Raw genomic sequence first — 13112 nt, 5'->3', positions numbered from 1 at the left:
TCTTCGTTAACGGATAACGAGGCCAAATTGAAATATCTCATCCTGAATCTTTCTTTTCCTGTCCGGTGGACACCATGAGCCGCTGGTCGGTGCTCGGCAGCGGCGTTGCCGGGCTTTGTGTCGCCACGCTGCTGCTGGAGCGGGGAGAAACGGTCGAAGTTATTACTCAGCCTGACTGCCGTGCGGCCTCGCACTGGGCGGGCGGCATGCTCGCGCCCTGGTGTGAAGCAGAAAGCGCACCGCCACAGGTGATCGAATGGGGCCAGCACGCGGCCAGATGGTGGGCGAAACGCGTTGATGGCGTGGAACAGCAGGGCACGCTGGTGGTTGCTCCGCCGCGTGACAGCCGCGAACTCACGCGCTTCGCCAGTATGACGCAGCAGCATCAGTGGGTCTCTCCCGGTGACATCGAACCCGCGCTGGAAAACCGCTTTGCCCGCGGCCTGTTTTTCGCCGCAGAGGCGCATCTCGATCCGCGCCGCGCCTTGCAGCAACTGCGCGACAAACTGCAACAGGCTGGCGTCCCCTTTCACAGTGGTAAACCCGGCGGCAAAATCATCGACTGCCGTGGCATCCACGCCACCGATCGGCAGCCCGCCCTGCGCGCCGTGCGGGGCGAAATGGTGATCCTGCACACATCCGACGTACAACTCTCCCGTCCTGTCCGGCTGCTGCACCCGCGCTTTCCCTGCTATCTGGTGCCGCGTGCCGGGGGCCACTTCATGCTGGGTGCCACCATGGTCGAAAGCCACGACAGCAGCCCGATCAGCGCCCGGGCGATGATGGAATTGCTCAGCGCCGCTTACAGCCTGCATCCGGCGCTTGCCGAAGCGCGGATCGTGGAGAGCGGCACCGGTCTGCGTCCTGCTTACCGGCAGAACCTGCCGGAAGTCCGCTACGAAAATGGCCGTTTCTCACTTAACGGCCTCTACCGCCACGGCTTTTTGCTGGCCCCGATCATGGCTGAAAAACTTATGCTGCAACTGACTCAGGAGATGACTCATGCGCGTTGAACTGAATGGACGCACGATTGAAACCGGCGCAACGACGCTGGCGGAGCTTATGGCGGAGCAGCAGATCGATCCGCGGACCGTCGCCACCGCGCTGAACGGGGAGTTTGTACCGCGTAGCCGCTATGCCAGCCAGCAACTTGAGGCGGGCAACCAGCTCGAAATCCTGTCACCGATGCAGGGAGGTTAACCATGTTCTATCAATTTACTCCGCAATCCCGATTTCTGCTCGGCACGGCCGGTTATCCGTCACCGGACATTCTGCATCAGGCGATCAACGCGTCAGGCGCGGAAATTATTACCGTCAGCCTGCGACGGGAAGGCAGTGAAGGCGGCGCTTTCCGCACGCTGCTGCAACAGCTCAACAAACGTATTCTGCCGAATACGGCGGGTTGCCACACGGTGAAAGAGGCGGTGACGACGGCGCAGATGGCGCGTGAACTGTTCGACACACCGTGGATCAAGCTGGAGGTGATTGGCCATGCCGACACGCTGCAGCCCGATCCTTTTGCCCTGGTTGAGGCCGCACGGATTCTCTGCGCTGACGGGTTCCAGGTGTTTCCCTACACTACGGAAGATCTGATTGTTGGCGAAAAATTGCTGGAAGCGGGCTGTGAAGTGCTGATGCCCTGGGGCGCGCCGATCGGCTCCGGCCAGGGACTGCGTAATATCGAGGGACTGCGCGCTATGCGTGCGTGGTTTAAAGATGTGCCGCTGATTATTGATGCGGGCATTGGCGCGCCTGGCCAGGCGGCTCAAGCAATGGAGATGGGTTTCGATGGCGTGCTGCTCAACACGGCGGTGGCAAAAGCGCGCGATCCGGTGCGTATGGCTGGAGCCTTTGCTGCTGCAATCCACGGCGGACACGAGGCGTTTCAGGCGGGATTGATGGAGCAGCGCGACATGGCGTCTGCTTCTACGCCTATTTTTGGTCTGGCACAATTCAGTTAAGGAGCAGCGATGGAGCGTTATCAGCGACAGACGATGTTGCCTGAGATTGGTGAAGCGGGGCAGCAGCGGCTGAGCAGGGCAAGGGTGCTGGTGGTGGGGGCGGGCGGGCTTAGTGCAATGCTGCTGCCGTTACTGGCAGGCGCGGGTGTGGGATTTATCCGTCTTTACGATGGCGATCGGGTTGAACTGCACAACCTCCACCGGCAGACGCTGTTTGGCGTCGACGATGTGGGTCAGCAGAAAGTATTTTGCGCTCAGCGTGCGCTGGCGCAGCGCAATCCTGACTGTCGCGTTGAGGCGCATCCTCACGCGCTAAGCGCCAGTCAACTGCCGCAGGCGCTGGAGGGGATCGATCTGGTGGTGGACGCGGCGGATAACTTCGCTATTACTTATCAGCTCTCCGATGCCTGTTATCCGGCAGGCCTGCCGCTGATCTGCGCCTCGGTGCTGGGACGCAAAGGCTATGTTGGCGGATTCTGTGGCGGTGCGCCTGGCTATCGCGCGCTGTTCCCGCAGCTGCCCACGGCCTCGGGTAACTGCAATACGGCAGGCGTAATGGGACCGGCGGTAGCGACGCTGGGCGCAATGCAGGCACAGATGGCGCTGAGCGTATTGTTAAAACTAACGCCATCGCCGCTCGGCTGCATGATCCACTGCGACTTTGTTGACTGGCATATCAGGCAGTTTCGTTTTGATGACGCACCTGAACCTGACGCGCCCGGCACACCCTTTATCGATCGGGCCATGCTGATGGAGGATGATTGCATAGTGGAGTTGCGCAGCCTGGAAGAGGCACCGGTCAGTGTGGCCGAGCAGGTGGTGCGAATTCTGCCGCAGCAGATAGCGGCCTGGCAACCGCCGGTCAATCAGCGTGTGGTTCTGGTGTGTGCCAGTGGCATGCGCGCAGCCCAGGCGGCTGAGAACCTTGCCGCGCGGGGGATTGCGCGGCTTGCGCTGGTGGCGGCAAACACGCTGTAGCGTGCCGGTTTAGACCACCTCGACCAGCTGGAACGTCTCGAAGATCAGCTCCATTTCGCTGTGAAAATAGCCTTCACGCTCGAAGTAGCGCTGATGTTCCTGACGCCAGTGGTCGAGGCTCAGATCGCCTTCACCCTCCAGCATCGCCATCTCTGGCGAGACGCGATCAAAGCGCGTCAGGAACAAGCCGGTGGTGCGGATCACGCAGACGGGCTGCTGTTCGCCGTTGAGAACAATGCTGTAACCGCCCGGTTGAGGCAATGCTTCCTGATCCTGCCAGCTCCGCAACGACCCGCAGGTAGCCACTTTCTTACCGGCAATAATCAGCGTTGCGAGCTCGCTGGCTAATTCCGGGGAGTCACCAAATGCATCTGTGAAGGCACCCGGATATTTGTCCTGCAGTTGTTGCAGCGTCATCGTCATCAGCAAATCCTCAATGAATTAGGCGTGCGGGCCCGGCGTAACGTCAGGTTATCGCCATGCAGGCCAGCGGTGCCGTTAAGATGAACAGCAGCAGCGGCTTTATTCCCACCGTCTGCTGCTGATAGCGGTACAGCTTACCCGGCCTCCACATGGGAAAACAGGCTTAATTATCAGGATATTGAGTTTGCGCGTGAGTAGGGTCGCAAAGGAGAGACTCAGTCTGGCGCGGCCAGGCACAGCCGCGCACTAAGATTAACGAATCAGAAAGCTTGCCCAGTGCGCTATATCGTCACCGCTGCTGATTTCGGGCTGTACCAGGCCGTTAACCATAAAGGTTGGTGAAACGTGAATGCCGTTCTGACGGGCATACTTGCAGTGCCATTTAATGGCGTTCTGCAGGTCGGGCTGATCAAACGCGGCGCTGGCATTCACGCCGCTGTAATCTTTCAGGCGGGCGAGGATCTGATTCGGCGTGGCATCGCGGTTCGGACCGGTACAGTGATCGGTGAACTCAAATTCTTCACGGTGATCGGCCACCGCCTGCATCACCTTTTTCGCGGCCTCTTTACTTTCGCAGGCGGCGGCAAGGATATAGCGCACTATCAGCCCGGAATAGAGGTGCCACGGCTGTGATTGCAGACGGATCTTCAGGGTGATGTTCTCTTCACCCGCGTGCGCCAGTAACGCGTCGAATTTATTGAAGGCGCGCACCGAAAAAGGACAGGTGGGTTCCAGAAAGACTTCAAATATCTCAGGGCCGTGGCCCCATACCAGTACATCAGCGTGCTGACTCATCGACAACTCCTTGAACATTAACGAGACGGGAAACCTGTTTACCCTGGCAAATCCCTCTGACATCAGCCAGTTAAGAATCAGCTGCAATTGTTACAAAAAACAGCAATCAGCTGATGAGTCGCGTGTAATACGCGACAGGCAGGTCCATTAGTCGTTAGAATTGCCAACTTTGGCATTTTCAACTGCTGGCACGGCGTAGCCGCCCACGAACAGCTATAGTTGTCAGCAGTGTGCAATCTTTTGCAGGATGCAGCCATTTAAGCTGTTTCACTGCTGTTTGTTTGCCCGGAGCTGATAAGCGTTAGAAGAGGTTAATTTTGCATACCGATCTCACCTGGAAAACTCTCCATCACGTCATCAATCAGACGATCTCTGACATGCTTGACGAGCAGCAGACCATTGATGTGATATCACTGCGCGCCCGCCTGCATGAACTGGCTGAAAAAGAGGAGGATGAGGTCATGCTGCTCTGTTACTGGCAGGCGAGCAAAATTCTGATGCGCTTACCCACGACCGTCACCGCCAGTCAGTTAATGACCGCGGCACGCCACGCTTTTCGTACCCCGCTGAATCACGATCTGCTTTAAAGGCTGCGTCCTACACAAATATCAGGATGGTCCTCACTCAAGCTTCAACAGCGTGTTCCCTTATTTTTCTCCTGAACACTGTTTTCCCCAATCTCTGTTAAAATTGAACCTCTGCGCCACTTTGCAGGATGCATGTTCGGGAGAAACTATGTTGTGGATTTGGAATGCCCTGATTGTTCTGGTCACTGTTATCGGAATGGAGATAACGGCTGCACTGGCGCACAGATACATTATGCATGGCTGGGGTTGGGGCTGGCATCTGTCACATCATGAACCGCATAAAGGCTGGTTTGAGGTTAATGACCTCTATGCCGTAGTGTTCGCCGCTCTGTCGATTTTGCTCATTTATCTGGGCAGCACGGGTGTCTGGCCCTTGCAGTGGATCGGCGCGGGTATGACGCTCTACGGCCTGCTCTATTTTATTGTGCATGACGGCCTGGTGCATCAGCGCTGGCCATTCCGCTATGTTCCGCGCCGGGGTTATTTACGCAGGCTTTATATGGCGCACCGCATGCATCATGCGGTACGAGGCAAAGAGGGCTGTGTCTCGTTTGGCTTTCTTTACGCGCCGCCGCTGTCAAAACTGCAGGCGACGCTGCGAGAACGCCATGGCGTTAAACGGGGCGCTGCCAGAGATCAGCGGAGCGTGGAGCGTGACGCGCCACCCGGGAAGTAACCGCCTGACCCGATGCCGCCACCAGCAGTGCCAGTTTCTCTGGCGTGCTGGTGGACTGGCGTTGCTCCCACGCCTGTGAACCCGCCTGAACCACCTTCATACCTATTTTACGATAGACCTGCTGCGCGGTAGCAATCGCCCACGCTGAACGCAGCGGTAAACCCGGCAGGCCAGCCGACGCCGATCGATAATAGGGCTCCGCCGTTTCCACCAGCCGACGGGCGACGCGGCTTAATGCCTGGCGATTTTGCGGTTCGGCCAGATTCTCTCGGGTCAGCCCCTCTTCAGCCAGCCACGTAGCGGGCAGATAGCAGCGTCCCGCTTCAGCATCTTCAACGATATCGCGCGCAATATTGGTCAGCTGAAACGCCAGACCGAGATCGCAGGCGCGATCCAGCGTGGCGTTGTCGCGTACGCCCATAATCTGCGCCATCATCAGGCCAACCACGCCCGCAACGTGGTAACAGTAACGCAGCGTATCATCCAGCGTCTGATAGCGTGTCTCATGCACGTCCATCGCAAAGCCCGCCAGATGATCAAAAGCGTAAGCAGGCAGAATATCGTGTGCCATTGCCACCTCCTGAAAGGCCGCAAAGGCGGGCTCATGCATCTGCGATCCGGCATAGGCCTGACGTGTTTTCATCTCCAGCTGCGCCAGGCGCTGTTCGGCGGATTGCAGCGATGGTGTATCGTTGCTGAATCCCAGGACCTGATCGTCAATCACATCATCACAGTGACGGCACCAGGCGTAGAGCATCAGCACGCTGCGTCGGGTTTTGGCATCAAACAGTTTTGACGCGGTGGCAAAGCTTTTCGATCCTACCTCCATGGTGTCTACGGCATGATCGAGCAGTGACGGACTATTCAAGCCAGATCCTCCAGCATCAATCCTGCGGTAGCCTTGGCCGAGCCAATCACGCCTGGAATACCCGCGCCAGGATGGGTACCTGCACCGACCAGATAGAGATTATTAATATTTTTATCGCGGTTGTGAGGCCGGAACCAGGCGCTTTGCGTCAGGATCGGCTCCACCGAGAAGGCCGAACCCTGATACGCATTCAGCTCATCGCGGAAATCAAACGGCGTGAAGATGCGATGCGTGACCAACTGGCTACGCAGGCCCGGCATGTAGTGCTGTTCCAGATAGTCGAAAATGCGATCACGCAGGCGCGGACCTTCAACGGCCCAGTCGATATCAGCGGTGCCGAGGTGCGGTACCGGCGCCAGCACGTAGTAGCTGCCGCAGCCTTCCGGTGCCAGTGAGGGATCGGTCACGCAGGGCGCATGCAGATAGAGCGAGAAGTCCTCTGCCAGGCCATCTTTGTTAAAGATTTCATCAATCAACTCACGATAGCGCGGACCAAAGCAGACCGTGTGGTGCGCCAGCTGATCGTGATGATGATTCAGGCCAAAATAGATCACAAACAGCGAGTTGCTCATGCGTTTGTTCTGCAGTGACCGTCCCTGCGCCTGCGAAGCGGGGTGCTGGCTCAGCAGTTCGCGGTAGGTGTGAACCACATCTGCGTTGGAGGCAACCGCGCGGGTCGGGAAGACCCGGCCATCTTTCAGGTGCACCGCGGTAATCCTGTTTTCCTGGGTCTCCAGCCGGGCAACGCTGGCATTGAGCTCCACTTCGCCGCCCAGATCTTCAAACAGTTTCACCATGCCCTGCACCAGCGCGCCCGTGCCACCGCGCGGGAACCAGACGCCCCATTCACGTTCCAGCGCATGAATCAGGGTATAGATTGAGGAAGTGGCAAACGGATTTCCGCCCACCAGCAGTGAGTGGAAAGAGAAGGCCTGACGCAGATGCTCATCTTCAATGTAGCTCGCCACTTTGCTGTAAACGCTGCGCCATGCCTGAAGTTTTGCCAGCTGAGGCGCGGCCCGCAGCATGTCGCGGAATGACAGAAACGGCACGGTGCCAAGCTTCAGATAGCCTTCAGCAAACACCGCTCGGGAATAGGCCAGAAAGCGACGATATCCTTCAACGTCACGTGGATTAAACGCGGCAATCTGCGCTTCCAGCGCGGGCTGATCGTTGTCATAACTGAACACCTTGCCGGACTCCCAGCAGAGGCGATAAAACGGCTTCACCGGCATCAGCTCGACATAGTCAGAGAGCTTTTTACCCGCCAGGGTGAACAGCTCTTCAATAGCGCTGGGATCGGTGATTACCGTGGGGCCGGCATCAAACGTGAAGCCCTGATCCTGATAGACATAAGCCCGGCCGCCCGGCTTGTCACGCTGCTCCAGCAGTCGGGTGGGAACGCCTGACGCCTGAAGGCGAATGGCCAGAGCCAGACCACCAAAGCCTGCGCCAATTACTGTAGTTCTATTCATTGCATCGCCTGTTGACGGTGAGGAGTCATAATAGCCTGTAACGCCGCCAGAACGGGGACCGGGGGCTTGCCGCTTAAGATGCGCAGCCGATCAGGCAAAGTGAGTTTTCCCGCATAAAAACGGGCGATCAGACCTTCGGGAAGGCCGTAAAAACGTTGCATAACCTGCCAGCGCTGGTCAGCCGGACCCGCCAGAAACAGCATACGGTTCAGCATGCGGAAGAAGCGCTGTTGCTGCCATGCCTGACTGGCGAATTGCTGAATGGTGGCGTGCAGGGTCTCAGAGGTAAACGTCTGCATCTGCGCCAGCCGATCAGCCAGCGCGACCGCCAGCGGCAGAGAATAGCCGGTGGTGGGATGGAATAACCCGGCACGCAAACCGCTGCAGGGCAGATCGTGTTTCTGCCAGAAGGCGGCCACGTCGCCGGTCAGCGTAATGGGTAACGCGCCTTGCTCTTCGCGTAGCAGCCGGTCTAATCGCCACCCCTGCTGCGCGGCATAGTCGCGGATATTCTGACGGGCGCGATCGCCTTCCAGCGTGGCGTTATCAATGTAGTGGGTATCTTCAATCAGCAGGGTGTCTGCAGAAAAGGGCAGGCTGTAGACAAAGCGATATCCTGCCTGCTGATCTACCGTGGCATCCATGATGATTGGCGCAGTCAGGCCATGTGGCTCGCTGAGCTGCCACTCCTGTCCGACAAACGACTGGAAGCCCATGCGCAGCGCGGCATCGGGCTGGTAGCCACGGCCATCAATCACTGCATCACTCTCCAGCACCCGGCCATCGTCCAGCGTGACCGCGCGTGAAGCGATGCTCGCAACCCGGGTATTCAGCAGCAGATCCGGCGCAAACCTGTCGCGGATGAACTGCGCGAAGCGCTCCGCAGTCACGCAAAAATAGCCACTGTTCAGACTGCGACTGCGTTGGGGAAAGCGGACCTCATAACCGGACCAGTGATGTACTACCAGCGGAGCGATCCAGCGATGCTGCGTTTCGGTGAGATCTTCCGCATGAAACGACCAGGTGTGATTGGCACCCGGTTCACGTTCGGCGTCAATCAGCAGAATGCGCAGGGAAGGCCGCTGCCGCCGCAGGCGCAGGGCGATCAGACCGTTGGCCAGTCCCGCGCCCACCAGAATCAGATCATACCGCGGCATAGTCTCTCCTGGTGAGCACCGGCTGGCGGGTCAGCATCGCCTGTTCGACAATGTCCGCCGCCAGGGTGGTTCCGCCCGCCTGACGAAGTGCGCTACGCAGCGTTTTCATCTGCTGAACGTAGCTTTTATCAGCCAGCAAGGTCTGGAGCTGACGCGCCATGGAGTGGCTGGTGGTAAAGCGTGAGGCGCGACGTCCGATACCGTGCCAGACCACTCTGGCAGCCACACCCGGCTGATCAAAGGCCAGCGGGATCGTCAGCAGCGGCGTCAGATGGTTAATCCCATCCAGCACCGTATTCATGCCGCCGTGCGTAATGGCAAGATCGGCCTGCGCCAGTGCAGCCGCCTGGTCGGCAAAATCGACCACCTGAACATGGCTGGCCTGCGCCAGTTTCTCCGCCTGGAAAGGTGACAACCGACCGCAGTGCGCCAGCAATAACTGAGCATCGAGCTCCTGGCAGGCGCGGACGATGGTTTTAAACAGGCCGTAGCGATGTCCCTGCAGCGTGCCGAGTGAAGCAAAAATGCGCGGTCTGTCACCATGCGGGAAGTAGCGAGGCTGCGACGCGGCGGGTGCCGGTTCAGTGGTACGCAGCGGGCCAACCGAATGGAAATGATCGGGCAGCGCCTGGCGGGGAAAATCCAGTTCCGGAATCAGCTGGCTGAGCTGCGCCAGCGGTGAAAAACAGTGATGCAGTTTTTCCCGTGGCGCTAATCCCATCGCATGAGCGTTGCGGGCGATCACCCGATCGTGACGTCGCATCAGCCAGTCATAGATTTTTTCACTGGTGCGATAGCGTTCCCGTGCCTGATCGGTCCTGGCATAGTCAAACGGCATCACGGCCAGCGGGAAATCCGCTTCACGGTTAAGTGGCAGCGCACAGGCAACCGAAACATAAGGCAGGTTCAGCGCTTCTGCCGCCAGTGCACCGGCAGGCTCCATCTGATCGACGATCACGCCATCAATTGCCAGGGTGCTCAGCACCACGGGCAGTTCACGACAGAGCATATCGGTGCTGCGGGCCATCTCATTGATCAGTTTCAGCATTGAGGGGCCGAGAGGATGCGCCGCCAGTTGCAGGGTGTGTGCCAGACTGCCCGCCGGATGCGAGGCTAAACCCAGCGGGAAAAAGCCGATACGGCAATCGGTGAGTAGCGCGCTAACGTCCGTCTGCTGGATGAAAGTGATCTGGTGTCCGCGTGCGATTAAGGCCTGGCTAAGATGCTGAAGCGCCTGCACATGGCTATAGAAAGGCGGTGCAATGACCGCAAAGTGGCTCATGCAGCATCCTTAACTGACGGCAGCGAGTTTTTTCTCAAACCAGGCCTGAACAAAATGGTGTGTGGCATAACCGTCCTGGCAGGCCGATAACAGATGCTCGCTGGCGCAGCGCAGATGATCGCGCAGTCGCGTTTCAACCGCCTGTGGTCCCAGCAGATTCACCAGCGTTGATTTCCCGTCATCCTGATGGGCATCTTTACCGGTGTCGGCCATGCCGTCAGTGAGATCGTCCAGTAGCTGGAAAGCCTGACCAAGATTAAGCGAAAAACGGTGCAGCTGTTCGCGGGCTTCACCTGAGGCTTCAGCCACGATAGAAGCCATCTGCATGGAGGCGCAGAACAGGGTGCTGGTTTTATAGTGATTGGTCATCAGAATGGCGTCAGCGCTGCGTGGCTTGTCACCTTCGGAGAGATCCTTAAACTGCCCCTGCACCAGCCCCTGCATGCCGACTGCGTGGGATAATTCTGCCACAGCGTCGGCTCTGGCGGTTGCCGTTAAGCCTTCTGCCGCAGCGACCACGCCGAATGCCTTACTCAGCAGGGCCACCGCGGCCAGAATCGCGACATGTTCACCATACTGGCAATGAATGGTCGGACGTCCGCGACGCAGTTGCGCATCATCCATGCAGGGCATGTCATCCAGAATCAGTGATGCGGCATGCACCATCTCTACCGCGCAGGCGAGATCAAGCAGGCCGGCAGGCGTGGCGTTGCAGCCCAGATCGCGCGCTGCCAGCAACAACAGCAGTGGACGGATACGCTTTCCTGGTGCCAGCGCACCGTCGCGCATGGCAGCGCCCACTAAGTCACGTTCGCTTTCAACCGGTAAAAGCTGATCAAGCCGTTGCTCAATGTCGTTCAACAGGCTGGCTGCATCGCTGTGTATGAAATTGACGTGTTGTTCTGCACAGACCGTCATCATGGCTGTCCTTATCTACAGAGGAAGTCACAGCAGGTCGAATGATTCGATGCCATCTTCAATAATCGTCCCCGACTGCCATAGCATAGTTGGCAGGTTTTCAAAGAACGGCGGGTTAATCCATTACAACTAAGAGTAGTTCACGATAATAAAAATGTCGGAGAATTCAGCAGCCTTCCGCGTTTTGCGGCGATAGCCGGATGGGCATTATGCGTGATTTAACCCAGTAATGCGCGTAGCTGTTTCATCACGCTGGCGACATCCTCCGCAGATAATGCGCCATCTTTAGCAAAGCGCACAATGCCTGCCGGATCAATCACCACCACGGACGCGCTTTCCGGCTTAAGATGCCAGCTGTGCGCGGTTACGCCACTGCTGTCGATAATGAATTGCTGCCACGGTGCCGCTTTTTTACTGGAAGCGATGCTGCGCACCACAAAAATGGCACTGCCAGGCAGCGCATCGTCAGTATTCACGATGGTAGTGGTCTGAAAACGGTCACGCGGCAGGCTGGCCTGCTGAATGGCTTCGATTAATCGTGCACTCTGATCCTTCGCTGAGAGACGACCCGCCACATGAATCACCAGACGCACTTTTCCGGTCAGAGTCTGACTGTTCCAGCGCTGATAATTTATGTCGCCCTGATTCAGCACCATTTCGCCTTTATCGGCAACGAAGACAGGTGGTACAGGCTGACCAGGGGTCAGGGTGTGAGCGGTGGCAAAGCCGGAAAACAGCAGGGCAATCATCAATCCATAATGGCGCACGGGTTCCTCACTTCTTTCTCGGTTTGCGTCAGACGCGGTGAACGCTCTCATTAGCAGGCAGAAGATTAGTACCACATCTATGTTTCAGATCAATAAAAGCATTCAGGATTTGGCCTGAAAATGCAGGGGAGATTGTGTTTACAGGAGGTGGGAAATGAGTACAGCATTGATGACATTACCTGAATTTGCCCGTTATATCGGCATTGCCACCCCAACGCTGGCGCGTGCCTTTTGCTGCCGGGGATCGCTGGCGGGTGTGCCGCTGCCGCAGGCGCTGGATGATGCTCCGCTGACGCAACGCCACTGGCTGCGCGATGATGTACGTCAGTTCGATCATGCCTATAAACGGGTTCAGGCGATGCAGCAACGTAGCACGCTTTAATCTGCTTAAAGCAAGAGATGAGCGCGGGAAGTTCCCGCGCTTTTTTATGCAAAATTATCGGGCTTTATCAGGAAGCAGACCAGATTGGCATCCCGATCGCCCACGATCTCAATGCTGGAATCCAGCCCGCTGACGGCATCACCGCGACTCAGTCGCAGATCGCCGACGCGAATAATCCCTTCAAGCACGGTGAGATAAGCGACAAAGCCCGGCATCGACGGCACGTCCAGCGTATGGTTGCGCTCAAGCAGTGTGTCGAAGATGTAGACTTCCTGGCGAAGTTCCAGCGGCGCATCAGACTCTTCCGGCCCGGCCAGTTCGGTCCAGCCATTGGTCATAATGCCCTGATCGCGCTCCAGCACCTGGGTCATTGCTTCACCGCCCCGAAGTGCCGGTCGGATAACCGCCTGTAACAGCTCCGCTTCATATAACGGCACCGACTCTTCGTATTGAACGCCATCACCCGCGTTCACCACCATCACGCGTTTTGCAGAAAGCTGGGTACGTTCGCCATTACTGTCCTGATGCTGCATCGAACCACGCCACAGGTAGGTGAAAACTTCTTCATCCTGATGCTGCTGCATCGGAATGCGGGCATCAAGTTTTAGCGACATCAGATCAACACTGACCAGCGGGCTTAACGCCTCGCCAGGACGCTGGCGACGGACGGTAAAAGGACCGTACTCAAACAGTTGTTCAGGATTAGCTCGCACAATGTTCATGATTTGCTCTCAAATAAAGTGACTCATAACAACGATCATAGACCTCAGGCGGAGAATGAGAAGCCGGGAGTTTTGCCCGGCTTCGTCAGTTATTTTGAATAACAGAGTGTTCGGCGTCTTG

At 57.6% G+C, this 13112-nt stretch carries 16 protein-coding genes; 7 read left to right on the top strand and 9 right to left on the bottom strand.

Annotated features, from left to right (window positions below; all coding sequences use genetic code 11):
- Nucleotides 1–74 precede the first annotated feature (74 nt).
- From ACX8ZY_RS21350 to ACX8ZY_RS21335, 4 genes are read left to right on the top strand one after another with little or no spacing between them, the layout of a single operon-like run.
- Entirely contained in the window at nucleotides 75–1013 is a 939-nt protein-coding gene (locus ACX8ZY_RS21350) for an FAD-dependent oxidoreductase (protein WP_158132254.1), read from the top strand.
- Nucleotides 1003–1200 carry a sulfur carrier protein ThiS gene (thiS, locus tag ACX8ZY_RS21345; RefSeq protein ID WP_010247485.1) on the top strand — a complete coding sequence of 66 codons (198 nt, stop codon included), beginning with the start codon at nucleotides 1003–1005 and terminating at the stop codon, nucleotides 1198–1200. Before ACX8ZY_RS21350 ends, thiS begins: the two co-directional genes overlap by 11 nt.
- Nucleotides 1201–1202: 2 nt before the next feature.
- Nucleotides 1203–1961, top strand: a complete 759-nt coding sequence (locus ACX8ZY_RS21340) for a thiazole synthase (protein WP_010247482.1) — start codon at nucleotides 1203–1205, stop codon at nucleotides 1959–1961.
- A 9-nt stretch (nucleotides 1962–1970) separates the two neighbouring features.
- Nucleotides 1971–2939, top strand: a complete 969-nt coding sequence (locus ACX8ZY_RS21335) for a HesA/MoeB/ThiF family protein (RefSeq protein WP_158132255.1) — start codon at nucleotides 1971–1973, stop codon at nucleotides 2937–2939.
- Between the two features lie 9 nt (nucleotides 2940–2948).
- Here ACX8ZY_RS21335 and ACX8ZY_RS21330 read toward each other — a convergent pair whose 3' ends face one another.
- Both ACX8ZY_RS21330 and ACX8ZY_RS21325 read right to left on the bottom strand, forming a co-directional pair.
- Entirely contained in the window at nucleotides 2949–3362 is a 414-nt protein-coding gene (locus ACX8ZY_RS21330) for an ASCH domain-containing protein (protein ID WP_158132256.1), read from the bottom strand.
- Nucleotides 3363–3614: 252 nt separating this feature from the next.
- Nucleotides 3615–4157 carry a DsbA family protein gene (locus ACX8ZY_RS21325; protein WP_033768581.1) on the bottom strand — a complete coding sequence of 181 codons (543 nt, stop codon included), beginning with the start codon at nucleotides 4155–4157 and terminating at the stop codon, nucleotides 3615–3617.
- Nucleotides 4158–4474: 317 nt separating this feature from the next.
- On the opposite strand from ACX8ZY_RS21325, the gene ACX8ZY_RS21320 reads away from it, so the two are divergent.
- Together ACX8ZY_RS21320 and ACX8ZY_RS21315 are read left to right on the top strand one after the other, a co-directional pair.
- Nucleotides 4475–4744 carry a hypothetical protein gene (locus ACX8ZY_RS21320; RefSeq protein WP_158132258.1) on the top strand — a complete coding sequence of 90 codons (270 nt, stop codon included), beginning with the start codon at nucleotides 4475–4477 and terminating at the stop codon, nucleotides 4742–4744.
- Nucleotides 4745–4892: 148 nt separating this feature from the next.
- Nucleotides 4893–5420: a sterol desaturase family protein gene (locus tag ACX8ZY_RS21315; RefSeq protein WP_010247467.1), complete on the top strand. Its 528-nt coding sequence runs from the start codon at nucleotides 4893–4895 to the stop codon at nucleotides 5418–5420.
- Here ACX8ZY_RS21315 and crtB read toward each other — a convergent pair.
- The 6 genes from crtB to ACX8ZY_RS21285 form a co-directional block, all read right to left on the bottom strand.
- Nucleotides 5359–6288 (bottom strand): 15-cis-phytoene synthase CrtB, encoded by a 930-nt coding sequence (gene crtB / locus ACX8ZY_RS21310; RefSeq protein ID WP_060679031.1) that lies wholly within the window; start codon nucleotides 6286–6288, stop codon nucleotides 5359–5361. The genes ACX8ZY_RS21315 and crtB overlap by 62 nt on opposite strands.
- Nucleotides 6285–7763, bottom strand: a complete 1479-nt coding sequence (locus ACX8ZY_RS21305; RefSeq protein WP_010670728.1) for a phytoene desaturase — start codon at nucleotides 7761–7763, stop codon at nucleotides 6285–6287. The genes crtB and ACX8ZY_RS21305 overlap by 4 nt, the downstream gene beginning before the upstream one ends.
- Nucleotides 7760–8920 (bottom strand): lycopene beta-cyclase CrtY, encoded by a 1161-nt coding sequence (gene crtY / locus ACX8ZY_RS21300; RefSeq protein ID WP_158132259.1) that lies wholly within the window; start codon nucleotides 8918–8920, stop codon nucleotides 7760–7762. The genes ACX8ZY_RS21305 and crtY overlap by 4 nt, the downstream gene beginning before the upstream one ends.
- Nucleotides 8907–10202 carry a glycosyltransferase gene (locus ACX8ZY_RS21295; protein ID WP_158132260.1) on the bottom strand — a complete coding sequence of 432 codons (1296 nt, stop codon included), beginning with the start codon at nucleotides 10200–10202 and terminating at the stop codon, nucleotides 8907–8909. The genes crtY and ACX8ZY_RS21295 overlap by 14 nt, the downstream gene beginning before the upstream one ends.
- Before the next feature lie 9 nt (nucleotides 10203–10211).
- The gene (locus ACX8ZY_RS21290; RefSeq protein ID WP_010247444.1) at nucleotides 10212–11120 is read right to left on the bottom strand and encodes a polyprenyl synthetase family protein; all 909 of its coding nucleotides are present in this window, start codon (nucleotides 11118–11120) and stop codon (nucleotides 10212–10214) included.
- 218 nt (nucleotides 11121–11338) lie between these two features.
- Complete coding sequence (locus ACX8ZY_RS21285; RefSeq protein ID WP_010247442.1) at nucleotides 11339–11869, bottom strand: YtfJ family protein; 531 nt, start codon at nucleotides 11867–11869, stop codon at nucleotides 11339–11341.
- A gap of 172 nt (nucleotides 11870–12041) precedes the next feature.
- On the opposite strand from ACX8ZY_RS21285, the gene ACX8ZY_RS21280 reads away from it, so the two are divergent.
- Nucleotides 12042–12269, top strand: a complete 228-nt coding sequence (locus ACX8ZY_RS21280; protein ID WP_010247439.1) for a hypothetical protein — start codon at nucleotides 12042–12044, stop codon at nucleotides 12267–12269.
- Between the two features lie 44 nt (nucleotides 12270–12313).
- On the opposite strand, the gene ACX8ZY_RS21275 is transcribed toward ACX8ZY_RS21280, so the two are convergent.
- The gene (locus tag ACX8ZY_RS21275; RefSeq protein ID WP_158132261.1) at nucleotides 12314–12991 is read right to left on the bottom strand and encodes a pirin family protein; all 678 of its coding nucleotides are present in this window, start codon (nucleotides 12989–12991) and stop codon (nucleotides 12314–12316) included.
- Nucleotides 12992–13112 lie beyond the last annotated feature (121 nt).

The organism is Pantoea sp. XAF26B01_ASV70 (assembly GCF_054512635.1).
Note: the sequence above shows the minus strand (reverse complement) of the source record. Positions and strands in the feature narration are given on the sequence as shown.

Bases quoted from the DNA above. Each gene is read 5' to 3' on its own strand.
- ACX8ZY_RS21335 (WP_158132255.1), top strand. From the start codon at position 1,971: ATGGAGCGTTATCAGCGACAGACGATGTTGCCTGAGATTGGTGAAGCG.
- ACX8ZY_RS21330 (WP_158132256.1), bottom strand. From the start codon at position 3,362: ATGACGATGACGCTGCAACAACTGCAGGACAAATATCCGGGTGCCTTC.
- ACX8ZY_RS21350 (WP_158132254.1), top strand. From the start codon at position 75: ATGAGCCGCTGGTCGGTGCTCGGCAGCGGCGTTGCCGGGCTTTGTGTC.
- ACX8ZY_RS21285 (WP_010247442.1), bottom strand. From the start codon at position 11,869: ATGATTGCCCTGCTGTTTTCCGGCTTTGCCACCGCTCACACCCTGACC.
- ACX8ZY_RS21325 (WP_033768581.1), bottom strand. From the start codon at position 4,157: ATGAGTCAGCACGCTGATGTACTGGTATGGGGCCACGGCCCTGAGATA.
- ACX8ZY_RS21290 (WP_010247444.1), bottom strand. From the start codon at position 11,120: ATGACGGTCTGTGCAGAACAACACGTCAATTTCATACACAGCGATGCA.
- ACX8ZY_RS21280 (WP_010247439.1), top strand. From the start codon at position 12,042: ATGAGTACAGCATTGATGACATTACCTGAATTTGCCCGTTATATCGGC.
- thiS (WP_010247485.1), top strand. From the start codon at position 1,003: ATGCGCGTTGAACTGAATGGACGCACGATTGAAACCGGCGCAACGACG.
- ACX8ZY_RS21305 (WP_010670728.1), bottom strand. From the start codon at position 7,763: ATGAATAGAACTACAGTAATTGGCGCAGGCTTTGGTGGTCTGGCTCTG.
- ACX8ZY_RS21295 (WP_158132260.1), bottom strand. From the start codon at position 10,202: ATGAGCCACTTTGCGGTCATTGCACCGCCTTTCTATAGCCATGTGCAG.
- ACX8ZY_RS21315 (WP_010247467.1), top strand. From the start codon at position 4,893: ATGTTGTGGATTTGGAATGCCCTGATTGTTCTGGTCACTGTTATCGGA.
- ACX8ZY_RS21275 (WP_158132261.1), bottom strand. From the start codon at position 12,991: ATGAACATTGTGCGAGCTAATCCTGAACAACTGTTTGAGTACGGTCCT.
- crtY (WP_158132259.1), bottom strand. From the start codon at position 8,920: ATGCCGCGGTATGATCTGATTCTGGTGGGCGCGGGACTGGCCAACGGT.
- ACX8ZY_RS21340 (WP_010247482.1), top strand. From the start codon at position 1,203: ATGTTCTATCAATTTACTCCGCAATCCCGATTTCTGCTCGGCACGGCC.